Origin of the sequence: Flavobacterium sp. 22659 (assembly GCF_052044235.1) — a bacterium.
Taxonomy (GTDB): Bacteria; Bacteroidota; Bacteroidia; order Flavobacteriales; family Flavobacteriaceae; genus Flavobacterium; species Flavobacterium johnsoniae.
In genome coordinates, this window is the sequence record NZ_JBQEMU010000001.1 from 424398 (window position 1) to 447226 (window position 22829).

The 22829-nt window shown below is 33.8% G+C and carries 23 protein-coding genes; 15 read left to right on the forward strand and 8 right to left on the reverse strand.

Annotated elements, in window-relative coordinates; all coding sequences use genetic code 11:
• Positions 1–42: 42 nt before the first annotated feature.
• From ACTJIW_RS02090 to ACTJIW_RS02110, 5 genes are all read left to right on the forward strand, one after another.
• Entirely contained in the window at positions 43–780 is a 738-nt protein-coding gene (locus ACTJIW_RS02090; RefSeq protein ID WP_440715290.1) for a YqjF family protein, read from the forward strand.
• Between the two features lie 20 nt (positions 781–800).
• On the forward strand, positions 801–1160 hold the full coding sequence (locus ACTJIW_RS02095) for a hypothetical protein (protein ID WP_073409088.1): 360 nt from the start codon (positions 801–803) through the stop codon (positions 1158–1160).
• Positions 1161–1165: 5 nt separating this feature from the next.
• A complete protein-coding gene (locus tag ACTJIW_RS02100) occupies positions 1166–1552 on the forward strand; it encodes a hypothetical protein (RefSeq protein WP_440715289.1) in 387 nt (128 codons plus the stop codon).
• 80 nt (positions 1553–1632) lie between these two features.
• Positions 1633–2538 (forward strand): TIGR01777 family oxidoreductase, encoded by a 906-nt coding sequence (locus tag ACTJIW_RS02105; protein ID WP_440715288.1) that lies wholly within the window; start codon positions 1633–1635, stop codon positions 2536–2538.
• A gap of 588 nt (positions 2539–3126) precedes the next feature.
• Positions 3127–3468: a DUF1090 domain-containing protein gene (locus tag ACTJIW_RS02110; protein WP_440715286.1), complete on the forward strand. Its 342-nt coding sequence runs from the start codon at positions 3127–3129 to the stop codon at positions 3466–3468.
• A 242-nt stretch (positions 3469–3710) separates the two neighbouring features.
• On the opposite strand, the gene ACTJIW_RS02115 is transcribed toward ACTJIW_RS02110, so the two are convergent.
• A complete protein-coding gene (locus ACTJIW_RS02115; RefSeq protein WP_440715285.1) occupies positions 3711–4523 on the reverse strand; it encodes a hypothetical protein in 813 nt (270 codons plus the stop codon).
• 223 nt (positions 4524–4746) lie between these two features.
• On the opposite strand from ACTJIW_RS02115, the gene gcvP reads away from it, so the two are divergent.
• The 6 genes from gcvP to ACTJIW_RS02145 all read left to right on the forward strand — a co-directional run bounded on the left by gcvP (position 4747) and on the right by ACTJIW_RS02145 (position 12257).
• Complete coding sequence (gcvP, locus tag ACTJIW_RS02120) at positions 4747–7596, forward strand: aminomethyl-transferring glycine dehydrogenase (RefSeq protein ID WP_440715284.1); 2850 nt, start codon at positions 4747–4749, stop codon at positions 7594–7596.
• 388 nt (positions 7597–7984) lie between these two features.
• Entirely contained in the window at positions 7985–9043 is a 1059-nt protein-coding gene (locus ACTJIW_RS02125) for a 3-oxoacyl-ACP synthase III family protein (RefSeq protein WP_121360058.1), read from the forward strand.
• A gap of 159 nt (positions 9044–9202) precedes the next feature.
• Positions 9203–9730 (forward strand): methyltransferase, encoded by a 528-nt coding sequence (locus tag ACTJIW_RS02130; RefSeq protein ID WP_121360057.1) that lies wholly within the window; start codon positions 9203–9205, stop codon positions 9728–9730.
• A gap of 88 nt (positions 9731–9818) precedes the next feature.
• Complete coding sequence (locus tag ACTJIW_RS02135; protein WP_440715283.1) at positions 9819–10667, forward strand: glycosyltransferase; 849 nt, start codon at positions 9819–9821, stop codon at positions 10665–10667.
• Between the two features lie 79 nt (positions 10668–10746).
• Positions 10747–11493 carry an MlaE family ABC transporter permease gene (locus ACTJIW_RS02140; protein WP_012022541.1) on the forward strand — a complete coding sequence of 249 codons (747 nt, stop codon included), beginning with the start codon at positions 10747–10749 and terminating at the stop codon, positions 11491–11493.
• Complete coding sequence (locus tag ACTJIW_RS02145) at positions 11493–12257, forward strand: ABC transporter ATP-binding protein (RefSeq protein ID WP_012022542.1); 765 nt, start codon at positions 11493–11495, stop codon at positions 12255–12257. Before ACTJIW_RS02140 ends, ACTJIW_RS02145 begins: the two co-directional genes overlap by 1 nt.
• Before the next feature lie 95 nt (positions 12258–12352).
• Here the strand turns inward: ACTJIW_RS02145 and ACTJIW_RS02150 are convergent, their stop codons facing one another.
• From ACTJIW_RS02150 to ACTJIW_RS02170, 5 genes are all read right to left on the reverse strand, one after another.
• Positions 12353–12949 (reverse strand): SprT-like domain-containing protein, encoded by a 597-nt coding sequence (locus ACTJIW_RS02150; RefSeq protein WP_012022543.1) that lies wholly within the window; start codon positions 12947–12949, stop codon positions 12353–12355.
• A gap of 12 nt (positions 12950–12961) precedes the next feature.
• Positions 12962–13333: a four helix bundle protein gene (locus ACTJIW_RS02155; RefSeq protein ID WP_440718430.1), complete on the reverse strand. Its 372-nt coding sequence runs from the start codon at positions 13331–13333 to the stop codon at positions 12962–12964.
• Positions 13334–13357: 24 nt separating this feature from the next.
• The gene (locus ACTJIW_RS02160; protein ID WP_012022545.1) at positions 13358–14035 is read right to left on the reverse strand and encodes an SDR family NAD(P)-dependent oxidoreductase; all 678 of its coding nucleotides are present in this window, start codon (positions 14033–14035) and stop codon (positions 13358–13360) included.
• Between the two features lie 35 nt (positions 14036–14070).
• Positions 14071–15048 carry a M20/M25/M40 family metallo-hydrolase gene (locus ACTJIW_RS02165; protein WP_012022546.1) on the reverse strand — a complete coding sequence of 326 codons (978 nt, stop codon included), beginning with the start codon at positions 15046–15048 and terminating at the stop codon, positions 14071–14073.
• A 142-nt stretch (positions 15049–15190) separates the two neighbouring features.
• The gene (locus ACTJIW_RS02170; RefSeq protein WP_440715282.1) at positions 15191–16333 is read right to left on the reverse strand and encodes an acyl-CoA dehydrogenase; all 1143 of its coding nucleotides are present in this window, start codon (positions 16331–16333) and stop codon (positions 15191–15193) included.
• 481 nt (positions 16334–16814) lie between these two features.
• Between ACTJIW_RS02170 and ACTJIW_RS02175 the strand changes: the two genes are divergently transcribed.
• From ACTJIW_RS02175 to ACTJIW_RS02185, 3 genes are all read left to right on the forward strand, one after another.
• Positions 16815–17390, forward strand: a complete 576-nt coding sequence (locus ACTJIW_RS02175; protein WP_012022548.1) for a chalcone isomerase family protein — start codon at positions 16815–16817, stop codon at positions 17388–17390.
• A 142-nt stretch (positions 17391–17532) separates the two neighbouring features.
• Positions 17533–18759, forward strand: coding sequence for a Glu/Leu/Phe/Val dehydrogenase dimerization domain-containing protein (locus ACTJIW_RS02180; protein WP_012022549.1), 1227 nt, complete (start codon positions 17533–17535; stop codon positions 18757–18759).
• A 327-nt stretch (positions 18760–19086) separates the two neighbouring features.
• The gene (locus ACTJIW_RS02185; protein WP_073409137.1) at positions 19087–19989 is read left to right on the forward strand and encodes a hypothetical protein; all 903 of its coding nucleotides are present in this window, start codon (positions 19087–19089) and stop codon (positions 19987–19989) included.
• A gap of 184 nt (positions 19990–20173) precedes the next feature.
• Here ACTJIW_RS02185 and ACTJIW_RS02190 read toward each other — a convergent pair whose 3' ends face one another.
• Positions 20174–20569, reverse strand: a complete 396-nt coding sequence (locus ACTJIW_RS02190) for an ExbD/TolR family protein (RefSeq protein ID WP_057124347.1) — start codon at positions 20567–20569, stop codon at positions 20174–20176.
• Positions 20570–20572: 3 nt separating this feature from the next.
• Complete coding sequence (locus ACTJIW_RS02195; RefSeq protein ID WP_012022552.1) at positions 20573–21265, reverse strand: MotA/TolQ/ExbB proton channel family protein; 693 nt, start codon at positions 21263–21265, stop codon at positions 20573–20575.
• Positions 21266–21396: 131 nt separating this feature from the next.
• Between ACTJIW_RS02195 and ACTJIW_RS02200 the strand changes: the two genes are divergently transcribed.
• A complete protein-coding gene (locus ACTJIW_RS02200) occupies positions 21397–22623 on the forward strand; it encodes a bifunctional folylpolyglutamate synthase/dihydrofolate synthase (RefSeq protein ID WP_440715281.1) in 1227 nt (408 codons plus the stop codon).
• Positions 22624–22829: the final 206 nt, after the last annotated feature.

The window sequence follows — 22829 nt, forward strand, 5'->3', positions numbered from 1 at the left end:
TTCAATTTTTTCTGAAAGTTTAAAAATTTAAAAACAATTAAAATGGATTTCTTAAAAGCAGAATGGAAAAATTTAGCCTTATTTAATTATGAGGTTGATAGAGAAATTTTAGAAAAATATCTTCCCGAAGGAACAGAAATCGATATTTGGAACAACAAATGTTATGTCAGTCTGGTTGGTTTTATGTTTAAAAACACCAAAGTTTTAGGTATTAAAGTTCCTTTTCATGTTGATTTTGAAGAAGTCAATCTGCGATTTTATGTAAAACGTTTTGAAAACGCCGAATGGAAACGCGGAGTGGTTTTCATAAAAGAGATTGTTCCTAAAAAAGCAATCACATTTATTGCCAATACTTTGTATCAGGAACATTATGAAACTCAGAAAATGAGACATGAAATTATTGAAAGTAACAATACCAATACTTTTATTTATCAATGGAAAAATGACAAAGAGTGGAATACAATTGAATTAGAAACTAAAAATGTATTGACACAAATTGAAAATGATTCTGAAGCTGAATTTATTACTGAACATTATTTTGGGTATACAAAAATTGATCAAGAAACTACTTTTGAATACGAAGTTACACATCCAAGATGGGAACAATATGAAGTCTTAAATCATCGCATTGATATTGATTTTGAAAAAAATTATGGAAGTGATTTCGGATTTCTTCAAACTCAAAAACCAACTTCTATTTTTCTGGCTAAAGGATCAAAAATTACGGTAAAAAATAAAAGAAAACTGCAGGTTATTCCTGTTCTGGAAGAAATGTATTAAACCTTGTAAACCTGGAAATCATGAATTTTAATATTATTGGTTATTTTATTTATCTCATCATAACTATTTTCATTATCCTAAAAGTTGGAAAAATCTGTTACAAAAACGGAAATGTTTTTGTTTTAGAGCTAATTCCAAACCATGCCGATCTCTGCCAGAAAATAAATCAGGTTTTACTTCTCGCCTATTATCTTTTAAATATTGGCTATTGTGCTATGACTTTAATTTCCTGGCAAAAAATTATTTCATCCACTCAATTAATTGAAACCATCTGCATAAAAACAGCTGTTATAATTTTTATTATTTCAATTCTGCATTACCTCAACATTTTAATTATAACTAAATACGCTCAAAAACTAATTCATAACAATAAAAACTAAATATTATGGAAACTACAAAAATTATAATCGGTTACGGAATCTATTTACCAGTCGCTTTATTATTAACATATTACGTTTCTAAAACTCTTTTTAAAAACGGAAAAATCTTTATGCTTGATATATTTAAAGGCCGTGAAGATATTGCTCAGGCAACCAACAAACTTTTTGAAACCGGATTTTATCTTTTAAACATTGGTTTTGCCTTAATGATTTTGGAAATGCAGTTAAACCGTGACAGTTATCAGGAATTAATTGAAAATTTAAGTTACAAAATTGGAGGATTTTCTATTTATCTTGGCATCATGTTATTCTTCAATTTATATTTCTTTTTTAGAGGAAAAAGAAAAGCAAAAGAAGCTCAAAGAGAAGAAAGATTGGTTTTTAAAGCTTAATTCGTAACTAAACCCGGCAGGTTTTCTCCCGAGGCTTCGGGACTGTCGGGTTTGATTCGACACAAAACAAAACTCAACAAATGAACAAACTTATTATAGCTGCCGGAACAGGTTTTCTCGGACAAGTTTTAGTCCATCATTTTAAAAATAAATTTGAAGAAATTGTAATTCTAACACGCGGAAAATCTCAGACAATTGACGGAATAAAATATGTAAACTGGAATGCCAGAACTCTTTCCGGCTGGGAAAAGGAATTAGAAAATGCAACGGTTTTAATCAATCTTGCCGGAAAATCAGTTGACTGTCGTTATACGAAAAAGAATAAAAAAGAGATTCTTTTATCCCGAATTGAAAGCACCAAAATTCTAAATAAAGCCGTTTTAAATTGTCAAAATCCGCCGAAACATTGGCTGAATTCATCAACCGCAACCATTTATCGATATTCTCTTGACAAACAAATGAATGAAGCTGATGGTGAAATTGGAAATGACTTTTCTATAAATGTTGCACTTTCATGGGAAAAAGCATTCTTTAAAACCGAAACTCCAAAAACTTTAAAAACGGCTTTGCGAACTTCAATTGTTTTAGGAAAAAATGGCGGTGCTTTTGTTCCTTTAAAGACTTTGGCAAAAATTGGTTTTGGAGGAAAACAGGGAAATGGAAATCAGTTTGTAAGCTGGATTCATGAAGATGATTTTGCCAATGCTGTTGACTTTATTATTGAAAAAGAAATGACTGGCGTTATTAATATTGTTTCTCCTGAACCTATTCGTAATGTCAATTTTATGCAGAAACTTCGAAAAGCAGCTGGTTTTCCTTTCGGAATTCCGCTGAATAAATTCTTTCTGGAAATTGGATCTTTTATTATTCGAACAGAAACAGAATTGGTTTTAAAAAGTCGAAATGTAGTTCCGAAACGTCTTTTAGAAAATGGGTTTCGATTTAAGTTTGGGAATATTGATGAGGCTTTTCGAGATTTAATTTAGAACCCAAATTCACATAGTTTGTCATTTCGCCGAAATGACAAGAGTAAGTAAAAAACAGACTTAAATCATGACAACAATAAACCTCGAAACCAAATAAAAGCCTCAAAACAAATCGTTTTTGACGCCGCAAGAAATATCGACATTCACCAGCAATCGGCAAGTCCGTCAAAAGAAAAAGCAATTGCGGGTGTAACATCTGGTTTAATTAATTTAAACGAAACCGTAACTTGGCGAGGTAAACATTTTGGGCTTTACCTTACTCACAAAAGTCGAATTACGGCAATGAATCTCTATGATTATTTTGTGGATGAAATGGAGAAAGGCAAATTCAAATCGTTTAAACACGAACATATTTTTGAAGAGGAAAATGGCTTTACAATTATGAAAGACAAATTGCAATACGAAACTCCGTTTGGAATATTCGGAGAACTTTTTGATATTTTGTTTTTGGAAAAGCATCTTACTAATTTTCTTTTGGAAAGAAATAAGATTTTGAAAGCCATTTCGGAAAAGTCGTTTAATATAATTTGCTTACTTTTATAAGTATTATCCTTAAAATGAATAATTAGAAATCAAAAAAGTATACTTATGAAATTAAAAACGATATTAACTGTAGTTTTCTTTACCATTTCTTTTATCGGATTTTCTCAAAGCAATTGTACAAATTTAAAAGGATGTGAAAGAAAGCTTTGTGAATTAAACACAAAATTGGTTGCTGCAAAAAAAGCTGGAAATAAAAATCAGATTAAAGGTGTTGAAGAAGCTATTGCGCAAACCAAAAAAAACTGCACCACCAAAACAGTCAACAAAGATCTTGACAAAAAGGTAAAAGAGAAACAGCAAGAAGTCAACGAAAGAACTGCCGATTTGAACGAAGCGATTAAAGACAAGGAAAGCAATGAAAAAATCGACAAAAAAGAAAAAAACTAAATGAAGCAAAAGCTGAATTGAGTAAAGCTTTGGCGGAACAGAAAGCGAAATAATTTTTTCTCACGCAGATTTTAACAAATTAATTTGGCAAAGCCCAATATTTAAACGCAATCTTCTTTTAAAAATGAATTTCCTCGTTTTACGTTTTGCGTGAGGGATAGAGGCGGTATCCTTTTATGCAGCGGAGCGGAATAAAAGATATAGCCGAAAGCCCGACCCGGAGGGTCACGCCCAAATTATTTTTATAAAAACACAATCATCAGCCACCAAAAAATGGGTACACTTTCAACCCAAAAGGAAGTGTAATATTTAGAACGGTTTGAGTTGGCAAAAAAGATAAATAACATCAGCATAGTCACCATGATAAGATTTATAATAGCATCGTGGTAATTGAATGTTGAAATAAAAACTTCTAAAAACCAAAACGGAATCAGAAGTAAAAAGCCTAACAGTTTTGTTTTCTTAACGCCAATTGTCTGCGGCACGGTTTGCAAATGCGGATCGTCATTTGCCAAATCGATAATTTCGAAAACCAATATCAAAACAAAAACCAATACAAAACGCTGAATGCATTTGATGAAGAAATCTGTTGTAAACGGAATTTCGGCATTTATTAAAGGTAAAACCAAAGTCGCACCAACCCAGCAAAGTGCTACAATATAAATTTTAACTCCTGCCCAGTTTCGGGCATTTCTTCGGTTTGGGAAAAACGGAAGCGTATAAAGTGCCGTTATCAAAAAAATCACTACAGAGACAATTTGAGTAATCCGCTTTAAATGAAAAAAATAATAACCAACCAAAATCAAAGAAATAAAACTTAAAACGGCGATAATTTTTAATTGAGTCCCAATTGGATTTTTCTTTACGCGGACTAATGCGTCATATTTTACGAAATTATATCCTACAATTGTTCCAAAAAAAACAAATAACGCCATTGGCGCATCGTATTGAATATGAAATACATGAAACGTAATTCGAACTAAAGCATAACACGATAAAGCCACGTGAATACTGCTGTTTAAATAAAAATTAAATATTTGTTTTAGAAGTTTCATATCCCGAAATCTAATCAATTGGTAACAAATCAACTCTTTAGTTAGAAAATTGACAAAAATTGAAGTTAAAAATACCCATTAAATTATTAATAATACTTAATTTTGCGCCACAAAAAAACAACACATTTACTATAAAATGTAATAAACCTTGTGTAGCATGAGATTACGTCAAATAAAACACCCGGCAAATTACTTTTGATCTTTAAAAAATAGACTGCTACAAATGAAAACAGATGCTTTTGCTTTAAGACACATTGGTCCAAGAGAAACAGATCTTCAACACATGTTACAAACAATTGGTGTTGACTCGATTGAACAACTTGTTTATGAAACCCTTCCGGACGATATTCGTTTAAAAGCTCCTTTGAATTTAGATCCTGCTATGACAGAATACGAATTCGCAAACCACATTCAGGAATTAGGAAAGAAAAATAAAGTATTCAAATCCTATATTGGTTTGGGTTATCATCCAACTATCGTTCCGGCTCCAATTCAGAGAAACATCTTTGAAAACCCGGGATGGTATACAGCTTACACACCTTATCAGGCAGAAATTGCTCAAGGTCGTCTTGAAGCTATCTTAAATTTCCAGACTACTGTTATTGAGTTAACAGGAATGGAAATTGCTAACGCTTCTTTATTAGATGAAGGAACTGCAGCTGCAGAAGCTATGGCGTTATTATTTGACGTTCGTACGAGAGATCAAAAGAAAAATAATACACACAAATTCTTCGTTTCTGAAGAAATTTTACCTCAGACTTTATCTGTACTTCAAACGCGTTCAACTCCAATTGGAATTGAATTAGTTGTTGGAAACCACGAAACATTTGATTTTTCAACTGAGTTTTTCGGAGCTATTTTACAATACCCAGGAAAATACGGTCAGGTAAACGATTACGGTGCTTTTGTTGCTAAAGCAAAAGAAAATGAAATTAAAGTTGCCTTTGCTGCTGATATTTTATCATTAGCTGCCTTAACTTCTCCGGGAGAAATGGGAGCTGCAGTAGTAGTTGGAACAACTCAGCGTTTTGGTGTACCAATGGGTTACGGTGGTCCTCACGCAGCATATTTTGCGACTAAAGATGAGTACAAACGTTCAATGCCGGGCCGTATTATTGGAGTTTCTGTTGATGCAAACGGAAACCGCGCTTTACGTATGGCTTTAGGAACTCGTGAACAGCACATTAAACGTGAAAAAGCAACTTCTAATATTTGTACTGCTCAGGTTTTACTAGCAGTTATGGCCGGAATGTACGCTGTTTACCACGGACCAAAAGGATTGAAATATATTGCAAACAAAGTTCACGCATCTGCAGTTACTACTGCTGAAGCTTTAAATAAATTAGGAGTTTTCCAAACAAACACAGCTTTCTTTGATACAATTTTAGTAAAAGCTGATGCGCAAAAAGTAAAAGCGATTGCTGAGAAAAACGAAGTTAACTTCTTTTATCCTGATGCTGAATCAGTTTCGATTTCATTAAACGAAACAACTTCTGTTGCAGACATCAACCAAATCATTGCAATTTTTGCTGAAGCTTTAGGTAAAGAAGCTGTTACGGTTTCTGAATTAACTACAGCTAGTCAATTACCAGCTTCATTAGAAAGAACATCTTCTTTCTTGACACATGATGTTTTCAACAATCATCATTCTGAAAGCCAATTAATGCGTTACATCAAAAAATTAGAGCGTAAAGATTTATCGTTGAATCATTCGATGATTTCATTAGGTTCTTGTACGATGAAATTAAATGCTGCTTCTGAAATGCTGCCTCTTTCAATGCCAAACTGGAACAGCATTCACCCGTTTGCACCAGTTGAGCAAGCAGAAGGTTATATCACAATGCTTAAAAAATTAGAGCAGCAATTAAATGTAATTACTGGTTTTGCCGGAACAACATTACAGCCAAACTCTGGAGCTCAGGGAGAATATGCTGGTTTAATGGCTATTCGTGCTTACCATTTATCAAGAAACGAAGGTCACCGTAATGTATGTTTGATTCCTTCATCGGCTCACGGAACAAATCCTGCTTCTGCAGCTATGGCCGGAATGAAAATCATCGTTACAAAAACTACTCCGGAAGGAAATATTGACGTAGAAGATTTAAGAGAAAAAGCAATTGAACACAAAGATGATTTATCTTGTTTAATGGTAACATATCCTTCTACTCACGGAGTTTTTGAATCTTCGATTATTGAAATCACTAAATTAATCCACGACAATGGCGGATTAGTATATATGGATGGTGCAAACATGAACGCTCAGGTTGGATTAACAAATCCTGCTACAATTGGTGCTGACGTTTGTCACTTAAACTTACACAAAACATTTGCTATTCCTCACGGCGGCGGCGGGCCTGGAGTTGGACCAATTTGTGTGAACGAAAAATTAGTTCCGTTCTTGCCAACAAACCCAATCTTAAAAGTAGGCGGCGAACAAGCAATTACTGCTATTTCATCTGCACCTTACGGATCTGCTTTAGTATGTTTAATCTCTTACGGCTACATCACAATGATGGGTGCTGAAGGATTAAAAAGTGCTACAGAGCACGCAATCTTGAATGCGAACTATATGAAATCTCGTTTCGAAGGCCACTACCCAATTCTTTACACTGGAGAATGCGGAAGAGCTGCTCACGAAATGATTTTAGATTGCCGTGCATTTAAAGAAAACGGAATCGAGGTTGGTGATATCGCTAAACGTTTAATGGATTACGGTTTCCACGCTCCTACGGTTTCTTTTCCTGTTGCCGGAACTTTAATGATTGAACCAACTGAATCTGAAGATTTAGCTGAATTGGATCGTTTTTGTGATGCGCTTATCTCAATCAGAAAAGAAATTGAAGCTGCAACTGCTGATGACAAAAACAATGTATTAAAAAATGCACCTCACACATTAGCAATGTTAACTTCTGATTCTTGGGATTTCCCTTATTCTAGAGAAAAAGCGGCTTATCCATTAGAGTATATCGCTGATAATAAATTCTGGCCATCTGTTCGCCGCGTAGACGACGCTTATGGTGACAGAAACCTAGTTTGCAGCTGTGCTCCTATTGAAGCTTACATGGAAAACTAAAAAATAGTTTTTATACATATTTAAACCCGGCAGGTTCTAGAAACTTGTCGGGTTTTGTTTTATATCGAAGTTTTACAAAACTGACAAATTATAATTTCATTGAATTATTTTGACTTAAAAAATCAATTTTAAATTTTTATAACATTCTAGAAAATACTATTCAGTTTTATAACATTTCAAAAAATATAAATAAATAAAATTTAAGTTTAACAATCAATCTCAAACGTTTGAAATCTCGGAAAAAGCAAAAAATCATTAAAAAATAAACAATATATCTTCTAAAAAATCGTTATTTCATAATTATATGCATGCATAGTATTTTTTATGATAGTTATCATATTTTTATTTATACTTTAGCATGAAATTTATCGGATAATAACGGGCAAAAATGAAAATAAAAATTATTGGTATTGGGAGTTATATTCCTAATTTAGAAGTAAAAAACACAGATTTTGACAAACATGTTTTTTTAAATGAGGACGGAACTCCTTTTGGTTATCCGAATGAAGTTGTAATTAAAAAATTTAAAGGTATTACGGGAATTCAAAACCGCCGTTATGCCGAACCTCAATATACTGCATCTGATTTAGCATTTTTCGCAGCTCAAAAAGCTATTGCAAATGCTGGAATCGATGCTGAAACTTTAGATTATATTATTTTCGCTCACAACTTTGGCGATGTAAAAACCGGAACTCATCAAACTGATATTCTGCCAAGTTTAGCAACACGTGTAAAAAACAAATTAGGAATCAAAAATCCTAAATGTGTGGCTTACGACATTCTTTTTGGATGTCCGGGCTGGATTGAAGGCGTGCTTCAGGCAAATGCTTTTATTAAATCCGGAATGGCAAAAAGAGTAATGGTAATTGGAGCTGAAACTTTATCAAGAGTTGTTGACGATCATGATCGTGATTCGATGATTTATTCAGATGGAGCCGGAGTTTCTATTTTAGAAGCATCAACAGATGAAGCAGGATTATTATCTTACGAAAGCGCTACTTATGCCAATGATGAAGCTAATTATCTTTTCTTCGGAAAATCGTATAATCCAGATTTAGATCCGGATATCAAATACATCAAAATGTATGGACGTAAAATTTACGAATTTGCTTTGAGCAATGTTCCGTGCGCGATGAAAAGCTGTTTAGATAAAAGCGGTATTGCCATTGACGAAGTAAAAAAGATCTTAATCCATCAGGCAAACGAAAAAATGGACGAAGCAATTATCGAGCGTTTCTACAAACTTTACGATAAAACGCCGCCAAAAGACATCATGCCAATGAGCATTCATGATCTGGGAAACAGCAGTGTTGCAACTGTTCCAACCTTATTCGATTTAATTTTACAAGGAAAAATTGAAAACCAGGAAATCAACAAAGGCGATGTTGTTATTTTTGCTTCAGTTGGAGCCGGAATGAATATTAATGCTTTTGTTTACCGATACTAGTCGCAGTTTACAGTCACAGTATTCAGTTTCTTAGACTGAATACTGTGACTGAGACTGAAAACTTAAAAAAGTCCGCATCTTATAGTGCGGACTTTTTTAGTATATTTGCGACCTAATTAAAATCAAGAACGAGAGCTTGTTTCGTTCCTCGCAATAACTATGTACGAAAAAACGTTTCCGAATAAAAGATTCAAACTTACCTTAGAGTTTTTACAAAAGCACGTTAGCACATCAGAAACCATTTTTGATTTTGGCGTACCAAATCCATTTTCTAAAATAATGGAAGAAAACGGATATACCGTTAAAAACACAAAAGGCGAAGATTTAGATAACGATCATACTGCTTTGCAAACAGAAGAGTATACTGTTTTTACAGCATTTGAAATTTTCGAACATTTACTAAATCCATACACAATTTTAGAAAACGTAAAATGCGACAAATTGTTAATTTCAATTCCGCTGCGTTTATGGTTCTCACCTGCTTATCGTTCTAAAACAGATATGTGGGACAGACATTACCACGAATTTGAAGACTGGCAATTGGACTGGCTTTTAGAAAAAACAGGATGGAAAATAACAGATCGTCTGCAATTTACACATCCGGTAAAAAAACTTGGAATCAGACCATTATTACGATATTTTACTCCAAGATATTATATTGTTGCAGCTGAAAAGGTTAAGAACTAAGATTGCAGATTAACGGTTTTTGATTTTTGATTTTTAGATGACTTTCACAGAATCTAAAGTCTAAAATCCAAAATCTAAAATTCTTAAAATGAAATATTACATCGTCATTCCCGCTCATAACGAACAAGATTTAATTGGCCTGACTTTACAATCTCTGGTTACTCAAACTGTTCTGCCTGCAAAAGTTGTAGTTGTAAACGACAATTCGACAGATAAAACGGAAGAAGTTGTATTAAGTTTTACAAAAGATAATCCGTATATTTCTGTTGTAAACAAAACTTCAGATGCGATTCATTTACCGGGAAGCAAAGTAATACAGGCTTTCCAGAAAGGTTTTGAAACTCTGGATTCTGATTACGATATTATTGTAAAAATAGACGGCGACTTAATTTTCCCGCCAAACTATTTCGAAACCATCATCAAACATTTCGAATCAGATCCAAAAATTGGAATGGCCGGCGGATTCTGCTATATTGATAAAAACGGCGAATGGGTTTTAGAAAATCTAACCGATAAAGATCATATTCGCGGAGCTTTAAAAGCGTACCGAAAAGAGACTTTCCAGCAAATTGGAGGCTTACGACCAGCAATGGGATGGGACACTGTAGATGAATTACTTTGTAAATATTACGATTGGAAAATTGTTACCGATGATTCTTTACATGTAAAACATCTAAAACCAACTGGTGCAAATTACAACAAAACTGCCCGCTACAAACAAGGCGAAGCTTTTTATACTTTAGGTTATGGTTTTTGGATTACTGCAATTGCTTCGGCAAAACTGGCAATGATGAAGAAAAAGCCGTTTCTCTTTTTAGATTATATCAAAGGTTTTTTGAAGGCCCAAAAAGCAAAAACTCCTTTATTAGTTACCCCTGAACAAGCTAAATTTATTAGAAATTATCGTTTAAAAAAGATGAAAGAAAAGCTTTTTTAATCTTAAAAAAAATTAAAAAACTGCAAACTGAAACGGTAAACTGTAAACTAATCCTTAATTTAGCCAATATTTAAAACTTATGATGCTAATTCGTTATTTATCCCAAATAGGAAAATATTTTTTAATGCTGAAGGAAATTTTCAATAAACAGACCAAATGGCCTGTTATGAAAAATTTAATTTTCAAAGAAATTGATGATTTGATTATTGATTCACTTGGAATTGTCTGCTTTATATCATTTTTTATTGGAGGAGTTGTTGCCATTCAAACGGCATTAAATTTAACCAATCCCTTAATCCCAAAATATCTTATTGGTTTTGCTACACGTCAATCTGTAGTTTTAGAGTTTGCCCCTACTTTTATTTCGGTAATTATGGCCGGAAAAATGGGATCTTACATTACTTCAAGTATTGGAACAATGCGCGTTACAGAACAGATAGATGCTTTAGAAGTAATGGGAGTTAACTCAGTAAACTACCTTGTTTTCCCAAAAATCATAGCTTTATTAATGTACCCTTTTGTTATTGGGATTAGTATGTTTTTAGGAATTTTTGGAGGATGGCTTGCTTGTGCTTACGGAGGATTTTCAACCGGAGCAGATTTTATCATGGGAGCCCAGAAAGATTTCATACCATTTCATATTACTTATGCCTTTATAAAGACTTTAATATTTGCAATGTTATTGGCAACAATTCCGTCTTTTCATGGATATTACATGAAAGGTGGTGCATTAGAAGTTGGTAAGGCTAGTACAACGTCATTTGTATGGACATCTGTTACTATCATCCTTTTAAATTATATATTAACTCAATTATTATTAGGATAATGATAGAAGTAAAAAATATAGAAAAATCATTTGGTGACAGTAAAGTTTTAAAAGGCGTTTCGACGGTATTTGAAACTGGAAAAACCAACTTGATTATTGGACAAAGTGGGTCTGGAAAAACAGTTTTATTAAAAACACTTTTAGGAATTCACACACCTGACTCAGGAACAATTGAATTTGACGGAAGAGTTTATTCTGATTTAGATAAAGACGAAAAACGTGAATTAAGAACCGAAATCGGGATGGTATTTCAAGGTTCTGCATTATTTGACTCGATGACAGTTGAAGAAAATGTGGCTTTCCCGTTAAAAATGTTCACCAAAAACAATAAAGCACAAATTCAGGAACGTGTTGATTTTGTTTTAGAAAGAGTAAATCTGATAGATGCTCATAAAAAATTACCTTCTGAAATTTCCGGAGGTATGCAGAAACGTGTTGCGATTGCTCGTGCTATTGTAAACAATCCGAAATATTTGTTTTGCGATGAACCAAACTCAGGTCTGGACCCGAATACTTCTACTTTGATTGATAATCTGATTCAGGAAATCACGAAAGAATACAATATCACTACCGTAATTAATACTCACGACATGAACTCTGTGATGGAAATTGGTGAAAATATTGTTTTCCTAAAAAAAGGATTAAAAGCCTGGCAGGGAACTAAAGAAGAAATCTTTAAAACAGACAATAAAGATATTGTTAAGTTCGTATACTCTTCTAACCTGTTCAAGAAAGTACGTGAAGCATATTTAAGAGGTCTTTAAACTTTTAAAATTTACAATACATAAAATCCCAAATTCCAAGTTGTTTAAATTGGAATTTGGGATTTTTTTTTGGATATATTTATGAATTGAATTTTCTAATCCATCAATTCAACTTCAGCATTTGGATTAAAAAGATATGTTTTTCCAGAGCTTATTTCAATGCATTCAAAACGTTTGGTACGAACTGCTAGTTTCTTGAATACTTTTCCGTTTTTGATCCTAAAAACGCTTCCAAAAGGGATTTCAAAAACATAACTTTTGTCGTTGTCTGTATCAAATTGCTTTAATGCCAAAGACAAAGTTGTATCTGTATCACTGCTCGCCGACGGATTCTTAAAATGTCTTGCTAATAAAGGTAATATCTGACTCGGAAATATCTCTGGCCGAATAAACGGAACCATTAATCTTTGAAAAGTAAATTTCCATTCATTTCCGTGTGGTTTTATATTTCGACCGAATTTTTCAAAAGCAACCAAATGTGCAATTTCATGAATCAGCGTAATCATAAACCTGTATTTATTCAAACTTGCATTAACCGTAATTTCATGTTTACCGCTAGGTCCACGCCTGTAATCTCCATGACGTGTCTGACGTTCGTTTACGATCTTCAAATGCACCTGATTGGCTACAATCAAATCAAAAACAGGCTTTACAGCATGTTCGGGAATATATTTTGCTAATGTATCGCTCAAAATAATTATAAATTATGAGTTATAAGTTATGAGTTTTTTCTTTGTGGTTATGATTATACTTTTTATGATTTTTAGTGCTTCCTCGCATTGTTTATGCATTGACTCAAATTCAGTATTAGTAATATAATTCGTTGCAATTAATATTTCTAACCAATACATTGATTCATCACATTCTTTCTGAGCGATTGACAATTTATGAATAAAATCAGGTTTACTTTGTGCATTGACAGCTTCTCTAACATTTGCACCAACTGAAGTAATTGAACGTAAAAATTGTTTACTCATTACAAATTCTTTTCTCTCTGCAACCAGCCATTTATAAAAATTAACTCCTCTTACGGCTAACTCAAAACTTTTAGTTTTTACAATACTCTCACTTATAATTCATAACTCACAATTCATAACTATTTACGGATTTGTCGATGAAACTTCTAATACTTTTCCGTTAAAATATTTATTTCCGTTAAGAGTAAAATCATAAATATATGCGGCCATTCCTTCAGCAGAAATTGGCGCCTGATATCCTGGAAAAGCTTCATTAAGCATTTCTGTCTGAACCGAGCCCAAAGCCAGAACATTAAATGAAATACCTTGCTCTTTATATTCTTCTGCCAATAATTCGGTTAAAGTAATCACAGCGCCTTTACTTGAACTGTATGCCGCTAATCCGGCAAACTTAAGACTGCCGCGTACACCGCCAATCGAACTAATCGTTACAACGTGGCTTCCTTTTTGTAAATAAGGCAGACAGATTCTGGTAAGATTAGCTACAGCAAAAACATTTACTTTATAAATACTTTCAAAATCGGCTTGGGTTGTTTCAGCAAAAGGTTTTAAAAGTAAGGTTCCGGCATTATGAACTAACGCATCTACTTTTTTCCAGCTTGAAGAAAGAAATTTTTCTACTTCCTCCAAAGCGGTTTCATCTGCCAGATCAATTGCCAGGCAGGTTACATTTTGATGTTCTAAAAGTGATTTTGGAGTTTTTCTTGAAATCGCTAAAACCTGATTTCCGGCGTTGGCAAACTGCAAAGCCAATTCGTAGCCAATACCTCTACTCGTTCCGGTAACAATAATATTTTTCATGAAGCAAAAATAAGGAAAACCAAAATAAAGAACTGTTATTTATTCATTACAATTTCCTGAGTCGGCGAAGTACTTATTTTGGTTACAGCCGGAAGTAACTCCTGAATAAAGTTAGTAATATGCGGAATATCCATTACTTTAAATTCATCTGAAACATGGTGATAAAAATCAAAATTTTCAAAATCGAAAGTACTCAAAGACTGACATGGCTTTTTAAAAACATCATAAAACGAATAATTATCAGATCTGTAAAACAATTTGTATTCGGCTTCTTTTGGTAAAAATCCGATTGTCTTTTTTCCTGTATATTCATTTATTTTTTCGGCCATATTCGATTTATCAAAACCAGTAATATAAGCCAGATAATCACGTTTCATAGGAACGCCTATCATTTCGATATTCAGCTGTGTATATAAATTAAAATTTTGTGCTTTGAGTTTCTGAACCATGCTTTTAGAACCCAGAAGTCCTTTTTCTTCTCCGGCAAAAAACACAAAAAGAATGCTTCGTTTATTCGATTTGGTTTTGCTGAAATATTTCGCCATCTGCGCTACAGCTGTAACTCCGGATGCATCATCATTTGCACCGTTGTAAATTTGATCTGGCTGCTGTTTCTTTTCAATTCCAATATGATCATAATGTGCGCTTAAAACTACATATTCATTTTTAAGAACCGGATCTGTTCCCTCTAAAACTCCAACAATATTAAAAGCCGGAAGTTTAAAATTGGTTAAAGTATCGCGATAAGTTTTAAAATAAGGTTTGACATTGTTCTTTTTAAAAAAATCTTCTAAAAAAACAGCTGCTTTTTCGATTCCTTTTGTTCCCGTGTCACGACCTTCTAATTCATCCGAAGAAAGGTATTTTAAAAAATCTGACACTTCAGACTCTTCTACTTTATAACTAATCTCAACAGGCTTTGCTTCTGTTTTTGATTCTTTTTCATTTACAGTTGAAGTTCCTGATTTACAAGCTAAAAAAACAAACGGAAGTAAAAAGTATAGTTTTTTCATGGTATTTTGCGGTTAGTTTATTAATGGATTGAAAGTATTATTTTACTTGAAACTATAAACTTATGAAAAGTAATAGAATATTCATAAAAAAACCCTTTCAAACTAAAAGCTGAAAGGGTTTAAAATATATTTTAAAGAGAATTTATCCTGCGATAACGGCTCTTGAAATTACAATTTTCTGGATTTCTGAAGTTCCTTCATAAATCTGAGTAATTTTTGCATCACGCATAAAACGCTCTACATGATACTCTTTTACATAACCGTTTCCTCCATGAATCTGAACTGCTTCAACCGCAGTATCCATTGCAACCTGAGAAGCAAATAATTTTGCCATTGCACCGCTCACGTCATAATTTTTATGATTGTCTTTATCCCAAGCCGCTTTCATACATAAGTGACGCGCTGCTTCGATATTAACCGCCATATCTGCCAATTTAAAAGCAATTGCCTGATGGTTGCAGATTTCAGTTCCAAAAGCTTTACGCTCTTTAGAATATTTTAGCGCTAGTTCATAAGCTCCGGAAGCAATTCCTAAAGCCTGAGATGCAATACCAATTCTACCGCCTGCTAAAGTTTTCATTGCAAATTTAAACCCAAAACCATCTTCGCCGATTCTGTTTTCTTTTGGAACTTTAACATCCGTAAACATTAAAGAGTGCGTATCAGAACCACGGATTCCCATTTTTTGCTCTTTTGGACCAACAGAAAAACCAGGCATATCTTTAGTCATAATCAACGCATTGATTCCTTTATGTTTTAATTCAGGATGCGTTTGTGCAATTACTAAATATACAGAAGCTGTGTTTCCGTTAGTAATCCAGTTTTTAGTTCCGTTTACCAAATAATGATCGCCCATATCAATCGCAGTTGTTTTTTGCGAAGTAGCATCACTTCCCGCTTCTGGCTCGCTCAAACAAAAAGCCCCATGAATTTGACCCGAAGCCAATCCCGGTAAATATTTTTGTTTTTGTTCTTCAGTTCCAAATTCCTGTAATCCCCAGCAGACTAAAGAATTATTTACCGACATTACTACAGAAGCTGAAGCATCAATTTTAGAAATTTCTTCCATAGCAATTACATAAGAAATTGCATCAAGTCCGCTTCCGCCGTATTTTGGATCAACCATCATTCCCATAAATCCAAGTTCTCCCATTTTTTTAACTTGTTCAGTTGGAAAAATTTGTTTTTCGTCGCGTTCAATAACTCCTGGCAATAATTCATTTTGAGCAAAATCTCTTGCAGCTTGCTGAATCATTAAATGTTCTTCGGTAAGATTAAAATCCATAGTTTTTATTTTATTGTTTTTCTAAACCAAATTGAAAATTCAGTTTATGTGGTTTTTTATTATTTGTTTTTTTGAAATGTCTTTTTATAAAAAAGGCTTTCAAAGATAATTTTTAAATGCGTAATTTACAATGCATGCATATAAATTTAATAGATCAGCAGCGATAACGATAACGTTTTCGTAAATATTCACTATTTATAATACAGAAGCAATAATCCTGCAGCGAATTTTCTAAAACTCAGCATCAAAAAAATTAAAAAATTATGCAAAAAAAATTCTTTTTCTAAGACAATTCTTATCAGTAAAAGATTAAACAATTCATAAAGCGGGCAAATCTACGTAAAACAAGTCTTACTAATTTGATTATTAAAGCAATAGAACAAAAAAATTCAAAAAACAAAAGAAAAAAACTTGCTCAACATATCAATAAAATTGATAAATTAACATTATTTTTGACCAAAAATTAAATAATTGACAGAGTATGAGAAAGATTTTACTAGTACTTACACTCCTTTTAAGTCTACAGTTTTCTGAAGTTTCTGCACAAACTCACTTAGAAGTAAATGGTGTTACCGTTCCACGAAAAATTGAATTTCAGGGCAAAACTTTACAACTTAACGGCGCTGGTGGAAGATCAAAAATGTGGTTAGAAGTTTATGTTCAGGCATTGTACTTATCGCAGTTAAGTCAGGATCCGCAATTTATTATCGACAGCGATACAGAGATGGCCATTCGCATTGAAATTACTTCATCAATGGTTTCATCAAATAAATTAACAAAAGCGATGAATACCGGTTTTGAGAAATCGGCAGGAAGTAATCTTGAAGAATTACGACCTAGAATCGAGCAGTTAAAAAGTTATTTAAGTGATGCTATTACAGAAAAAGATGTGTTTGTTTTAGCATACAACCCCCTTGATCAAAATGTTTATGTTTCTAAAAACGAAATTCTGAAAGGAAAAATTCAGGGATTTGATTTCAAAAAAGCATTATTCGGAATCTGGCTTTCTGATAAACCAGTTGACGAAACTTTGAAAAAACATTTATTAGGACAATAATTCTTAATTTTTTAAATATTCAAAAAGCCGAAAACCAAATAGTTTTCGGCTTTTCTTTTTTGTTTTATAAATTTGATGCAAAATACATTATTCGCATTATTCTATTTTATACATTTACGCAAAATAAACATATCACAACAAAATGAAAGATTTATTACAACAATTTGAAAACAAAGCACCTGAAATTGTTTTCAATTGGAAAGATTCAGAAACAGAAGCCGAAGGGTGGACTGTTATTAATTCACTTCGCGGAGGAGCTGCAGGTGGAGGAACAAGAATGAGAAAAGGCTTAGACATGAACGAAGTTTTGTCATTGGCAAAAACTATGGAAGTTAAATTCTCAGTTTCTGGTCCCGCAATTGGAGGAGCTAAATCTGGAATTAATTTTGACCCAAACGATCCTCGCAAAAAAGGTGTTTTGCAGCGTTGGTACAAAGCCGTTTCTCCTTTATTAAAAAGTTATTATGGAACCGGAGGAGATTTAAATGTTGATGAAATCCACGAAGTAATTCCAATGACCGAAGAATGTGGTGTATGGCATCCGCAGGAAGGTGTTTTTAACGGACACTTTAAACCTACCGAAGCTGATAAAATAAACAGAATTGGTCAATTGCGTCAAGGTGTTATTAAGGTAATTGAAAACCCGAAATTCTCTCCAGATGTAACCAGAAAATATACAGTTGCCGACATGATTACTGGTTTTGGTGTTGCAGAAGCAGTTCGTCATTTTTACGCAACTTACGGCGGCGACATTAAAGGTAAAAAAGCAATCGTACAAGGTTTTGGAAACGTAGGTTCTGCTGCTGCTTTTTATTTAGCTGAAATGGGCGCAAAAGTTATTGGAATTATTGATCGCGACGGCGGATTGATTAAAGAAGATGGTTTTTCTTTTGAAGAAATCAGAACTTTGTTTTTAAATAAAGACGGTAACAAATTAGTTGCTGAAAATATGATCCCGTTTGAAGAAATCAACTCTAAAATCTGGACTATTGGTGCTGAGATTTTCACGCCTTGTGCTGCATCAAGATTAGTAACTCAGGGACAAATCGATAATTTAATTGCAAACGGATTAGAAGTAATTTCTTGCGGTGCAAATGTTCCTTTTGCTGACAAAGAAATTTTCTTTGGTTCTATTATGGAAGAAGTAGACCGCAAAGTAAGCTTGATTCCTGATTTTATTTCAAACTGCGGAATGGCAAGAGTTTTTGCTTATTTCATGGAGAAAAAAGTTCAAATGACAGATGAGGCTATTTTTAATGATACTTCAGAAACTATAAAAAATGCAATTGTTAAGGCTCATGCTTTAAGTTCGTCTAAAACAAATATCAGCGCAACTGCTTTTGAAATTGCGTTGAAACAATTAGTATAATCTTATTATATACTTTATTCTAAACGAGCCGCATTATTGTTGGCTCGTTTTTTTTATCTAAGTTTAACCGCAAGGAACGCAAAGATTTGCGCAAAGAACGCTAGTTTATTTGTCGTAAAGTCGCGAAGTCGCAAAGAAACTAAAAAAAGAAAAACTTTGCTACTTCGTGACTTTGCGAGATTTAAAAACAAACTCCTTTGCGAACCTTGCGTAAACCTTTGCTCCCGATAGCCATCGGGATTGCGGTTAAATTCTCTCTTTCATTCTAAACAATTTTTAGTACTTTTAAACGTTTTTAATAATACAATTTCAAAATTCAGAATTACAATGAGTTTCACCATTTCTTCAGATAAAAAGAAATCATTACTATTCACTACTGCAATATATGCGGTAATTATACTATTGTTGTTTTTTATCCGTTTTTGGCCTCCTTATAATCCAGAGAACAACTCTGCACTTGCAGAAGGCGGCGGTGGCGGCGGTGTAACGGTAAATTTTGGTGACAGCGATGTAGGTTCTGGAGCAAATTATAAAAGCGAAGTTCTGGATGTAAAAAACAACGCCAAACAAGCTCCGGCAAAAGCAACGCCGGACGAATCTATTCTTTCTCAGGAAAATGCCGAGACAGATGAAACAGATGTTGTTATACCAACAAAAGAAAAACCTAAAAAAAATACTCCAGTTGTAAAACCAGAAACTAAAGTGGTTCCCGAAAAACCAAAAGTTTCTAACTCTACAAACGACGCATTGGCAAGTATCATGAAAGGATCAAACAAAGGCGGAGACGGCGATGATAAAGCTGCCGGAAATAAAGGTAAATCAAACGGAAGTTTAGGTTCAAGCGGTTATTACGGATCTGGAGGTTCTGGCGGAGGAACCGGAGGCGGTAATGGAACCGGAAATGGTATTGGAACAGGAAGCGGTTACGGAGCCGGAAGCGGCGGTGGTTCTGGAGGCGGATCTGGATATTCTTTAGGAAACAGAAAAGCATTATCTAAACCAGCACCAAAATACACTTGTAACGAAGAAGGAAAAGTAGTAGTTGAAGTTACGGTTGATCAAAACGGAAAAACCATAAGCGCCACTCCTGGAATAAAAGGAACAACCAATACGGCAAGTTGTTTACTAGAACAGGCAAAAATTGCCGCAATGAATACTAAATGGCAGTCTGATGATGATGCACCTGTAAAACAAGTTGGAAAGATTATTTATAATTTCAGCTTGAATTAAAACACGAATTTCACGGATTTTCACGAAATCTGTTCTTATAAAAAAAGGCTTTCTGATGATTTTCAGAAAGCCTTTTTTATGTTATTGCGAGGAACGAAGCAATAACATTAAGTATACCTTTGTGCTTACTTATAGAACTGAGATTGCTTCGTTCCTCGCAATGACTTGATTGTGTATGTTTTTTTTACTTCGGACTTGTAGCAATTACAAACTTCAAATTGTTCTTCACTCCTATCTGCAATACATCAACTAAGTCTTGCACCTGCAGATTAAACGGAATTCTAACTACAACAGTCTGTGATTTATCAGCACCTATTTTGTTCATTAAAGTAGTTTCCAGTTCTTCAAAAGGAACGGGCTGTTTGTCGATGTAAAACTGCTTGTCTTCTGTAACTGATAAACTAATTAATTGTTTATTCGTTTTTTCATTTGATTTCGCTTTTGGAAGCGTCATCTTAATAACATTCGGATTTGCCAGTGTTGAGATAATAAGGAAAAACAACAGCAGGAAAAACATAATGTCACTCAAAGATGAAGTCGCAACCTCAGCGTGAAATCTTCTTTTTCTCTTAATTGACATACCTTATGATCTTTGAATTATGTTTACAAATTCTAATATCTGTTTCTGGATTTTTAAAGCAAAATCATCAATTTTTCCGTTCAGTAAGTGGTAAGCGCTATACGCGATAATTCCCACGATAAGTCCTGAACCAGAGCTAATCATTTTTTCGTATAAACCACCAGAGATATTTCCGATACTGATATTTTCTGTAACCGATATACTGTAGAAAATTTTAATTACCCCAGAAATCGTTCCAATAAAACCAAGCGTTGGTGCAATACCAGCGATAAGTCCTAAGTGGCCTAAACGTCTTTCCATTTCTCCAATTTCAATATCAGCAGCGCGGTCCATATTAGATTCGATTTCGGCAATTGGTCTTCCAATTACTAAAACACCTTCTTTTAGAATATTTCCAACAGCTGTATCGTTTCTTTCTACAATTGTTCTGGCTAATTCAATATTTCCGGCATGTAATTTATCACCCACATCCTGCATTAATCTAGAATCGATTCTTGACGCTTTTTGAATATATAAGTAACGCTCAAAAATTACGTAAATCGTATAAAATAATAAAAGTGCGATTGGTATTAAGAAAAAACCTCCTTTTAAGATAAAGCCTAAAACAGAGATTTCGGTTTCTGGTGCAATTTTTTCGATCACTACGTTTGATGCGTTTGCGAGAGTATCAGCTTGTAATTGAATGTAGCTAAACATATTTTAATTCTGGTTTTTAATAATTAATTCTAAAAAATATTTCAATTTTGCAATAAAGATAATTTTCATTGTAATATTAAACTAAAAAAACTGAAAATTATTTCAATTACACACTATTTTATCCAAATAAAATGAACTATCAGGAAACAACAAACTGGATGTTTAATCAATTACCAATGTATCAGCTTCAGGGTGCTTCGGCATACAAAGAAGACCTGACTAACATCAAGTTACTGGCAGAGCATCTTGGTAATCCGGAAAAGAAATTAAAAACGATTCATGTTGCGGGAACAAACGGAAAAGGATCAACATCGCACATGCTGGCTTCGGTTTTGCAGGAAGCGGGTTATAAAGTAGGTTTGTACACGTCGCCGCACTTAAAAGATTTCAGAGAAAGAATCAAAATAAACGGTCAGGAAATCATCGAAGATTTTGTGTGTGAATTTATCGCAAAACACAAAGATTTCTTTGAAGCCAATGATATGAGCTTTTTCGAAATGTCCGTTGGTTTGGCGTTTGATTATTTTGCTACAGAAAAAACAGATATCGCGATTATTGAAGTTGGTTTGGGCGGAAGACTCGACGCAACTAATATTATTACGCCATTGGTTTCGGTAATTACCAATATTGGTTTAGACCATACGCAGTTTTTAGGAAATACGCTTGAAGCCATTGCAGGCGAAAAAGCGGGAATTATTAAACCAAATGTTCCGGTTGTAATTGGCGAATATACTCCGGAAACACAGCCTGTATTTTTGGCTAAAGCCGAAGTAAACAAAGCGCCAATCTATTTTGCTTCAGATTTAATTTCAGAAGTTTTTCCGTCAGACTTAATTGGCGATTATCAGTTTCATAATAAAAAGACGGTTCAGCAGACTATTAAAATCGTAAATGAAACAACTGATTTCAAAATTTCAGATGAAAGCCTGAAATCAGGATTATTGAATACGGTTAAAAATACAGGGTTGCAGGGAAGATGGCAGCAATTGGGTGAAAACCCAAAAATTGTCTGTGATACGGCGCACAACAAACACGGATTATCGGTGGTAATGAATCAGCTTCGAAATGAGAAATATGAAAAACTGCATATTGTTTTGGGTGTTGTAAATGATAAAGATCTGGATTCTATTTTGCCACTTTTCCCAAAAGAGGCGCAATATTATTTCTGCAGTCCAAATTCTTCCCGTGGTTTACCGACTGAAACATTGCAAAACGCAGCTAAAAACTTCGGTTTAATTGGAGAAAAATACGATTCAGTTGAAAGCGCTTTCGCGAAAGCCAAACAAAATGCCTCAAAAAATGATTTTATTTACGTTGGCGGAAGTACTTTTATTGTTGCCGAATTGCCATTGTCTTAAGTAAAGACCAACCTCAGTAAAAAAATAGAAAAAAATCTATTTTTTAACAAATTCATAAACAACGAAATAGAACTTATTTTAAAAAAAGTTTTATTTTTTATTCGAATTTCTTTGCAGAACTCAAAAACTAGCGTATATTTGCACTCGCAATCACAAACGATAGCAACCTAGTAAAATAGGGCGATTAGCTCAGCTGGTTCAGAGCA

Bases quoted from the DNA above. Each gene is read 5' to 3' on its own strand.
- ACTJIW_RS02110 (WP_440715286.1), top strand. From the start codon at position 3,127: ATGAAATTAAAAACGATATTAACTGTAGTTTTCTTTACCATTTCTTTT.
- ACTJIW_RS02170 (WP_440715282.1), bottom strand. From the start codon at position 16,333: ATGGATTTTAATCTTACCGAAGAACATTTAATGATTCAGCAAGCTGCA.
- ACTJIW_RS02190 (WP_057124347.1), bottom strand. From the start codon at position 20,569: ATGTCAATTAAGAGAAAAAGAAGATTTCACGCTGAGGTTGCGACTTCA.
- ACTJIW_RS02160 (WP_012022545.1), bottom strand. From the start codon at position 14,035: ATGAAAAATATTATTGTTACCGGAACGAGTAGAGGTATTGGCTACGAA.
- ACTJIW_RS02105 (WP_440715288.1), top strand. From the start codon at position 1,633: ATGAACAAACTTATTATAGCTGCCGGAACAGGTTTTCTCGGACAAGTT.
- ACTJIW_RS02200 (WP_440715281.1), top strand. From the start codon at position 21,397: ATGAACTATCAGGAAACAACAAACTGGATGTTTAATCAATTACCAATG.
- ACTJIW_RS02140 (WP_012022541.1), top strand. From the start codon at position 10,747: ATGATGCTAATTCGTTATTTATCCCAAATAGGAAAATATTTTTTAATG.
- ACTJIW_RS02175 (WP_012022548.1), top strand. From the start codon at position 16,815: ATGAGAAAGATTTTACTAGTACTTACACTCCTTTTAAGTCTACAGTTT.
- ACTJIW_RS02180 (WP_012022549.1), top strand. From the start codon at position 17,533: ATGAAAGATTTATTACAACAATTTGAAAACAAAGCACCTGAAATTGTT.
- ACTJIW_RS02135 (WP_440715283.1), top strand. From the start codon at position 9,819: ATGAAATATTACATCGTCATTCCCGCTCATAACGAACAAGATTTAATT.
- ACTJIW_RS02145 (WP_012022542.1), top strand. From the start codon at position 11,493: ATGATAGAAGTAAAAAATATAGAAAAATCATTTGGTGACAGTAAAGTT.
- ACTJIW_RS02100 (WP_440715289.1), top strand. From the start codon at position 1,166: ATGGAAACTACAAAAATTATAATCGGTTACGGAATCTATTTACCAGTC.
- ACTJIW_RS02090 (WP_440715290.1), top strand. From the start codon at position 43: ATGGATTTCTTAAAAGCAGAATGGAAAAATTTAGCCTTATTTAATTAT.
- ACTJIW_RS02115 (WP_440715285.1), bottom strand. From the start codon at position 4,523: ATGAAACTTCTAAAACAAATATTTAATTTTTATTTAAACAGCAGTATT.
- ACTJIW_RS02130 (WP_121360057.1), top strand. From the start codon at position 9,203: ATGTACGAAAAAACGTTTCCGAATAAAAGATTCAAACTTACCTTAGAG.
- ACTJIW_RS02165 (WP_012022546.1), bottom strand. From the start codon at position 15,048: ATGAAAAAACTATACTTTTTACTTCCGTTTGTTTTTTTAGCTTGTAAA.
- gcvP (WP_440715284.1), top strand. From the start codon at position 4,747: ATGAAAACAGATGCTTTTGCTTTAAGACACATTGGTCCAAGAGAAACA.
- ACTJIW_RS02185 (WP_073409137.1), top strand. From the start codon at position 19,087: ATGAGTTTCACCATTTCTTCAGATAAAAAGAAATCATTACTATTCACT.
- ACTJIW_RS02125 (WP_121360058.1), top strand. From the start codon at position 7,985: ATGAAAATAAAAATTATTGGTATTGGGAGTTATATTCCTAATTTAGAA.
- ACTJIW_RS02195 (WP_012022552.1), bottom strand. From the start codon at position 21,265: ATGTTTAGCTACATTCAATTACAAGCTGATACTCTCGCAAACGCATCA.
- ACTJIW_RS02095 (WP_073409088.1), top strand. From the start codon at position 801: ATGAATTTTAATATTATTGGTTATTTTATTTATCTCATCATAACTATT.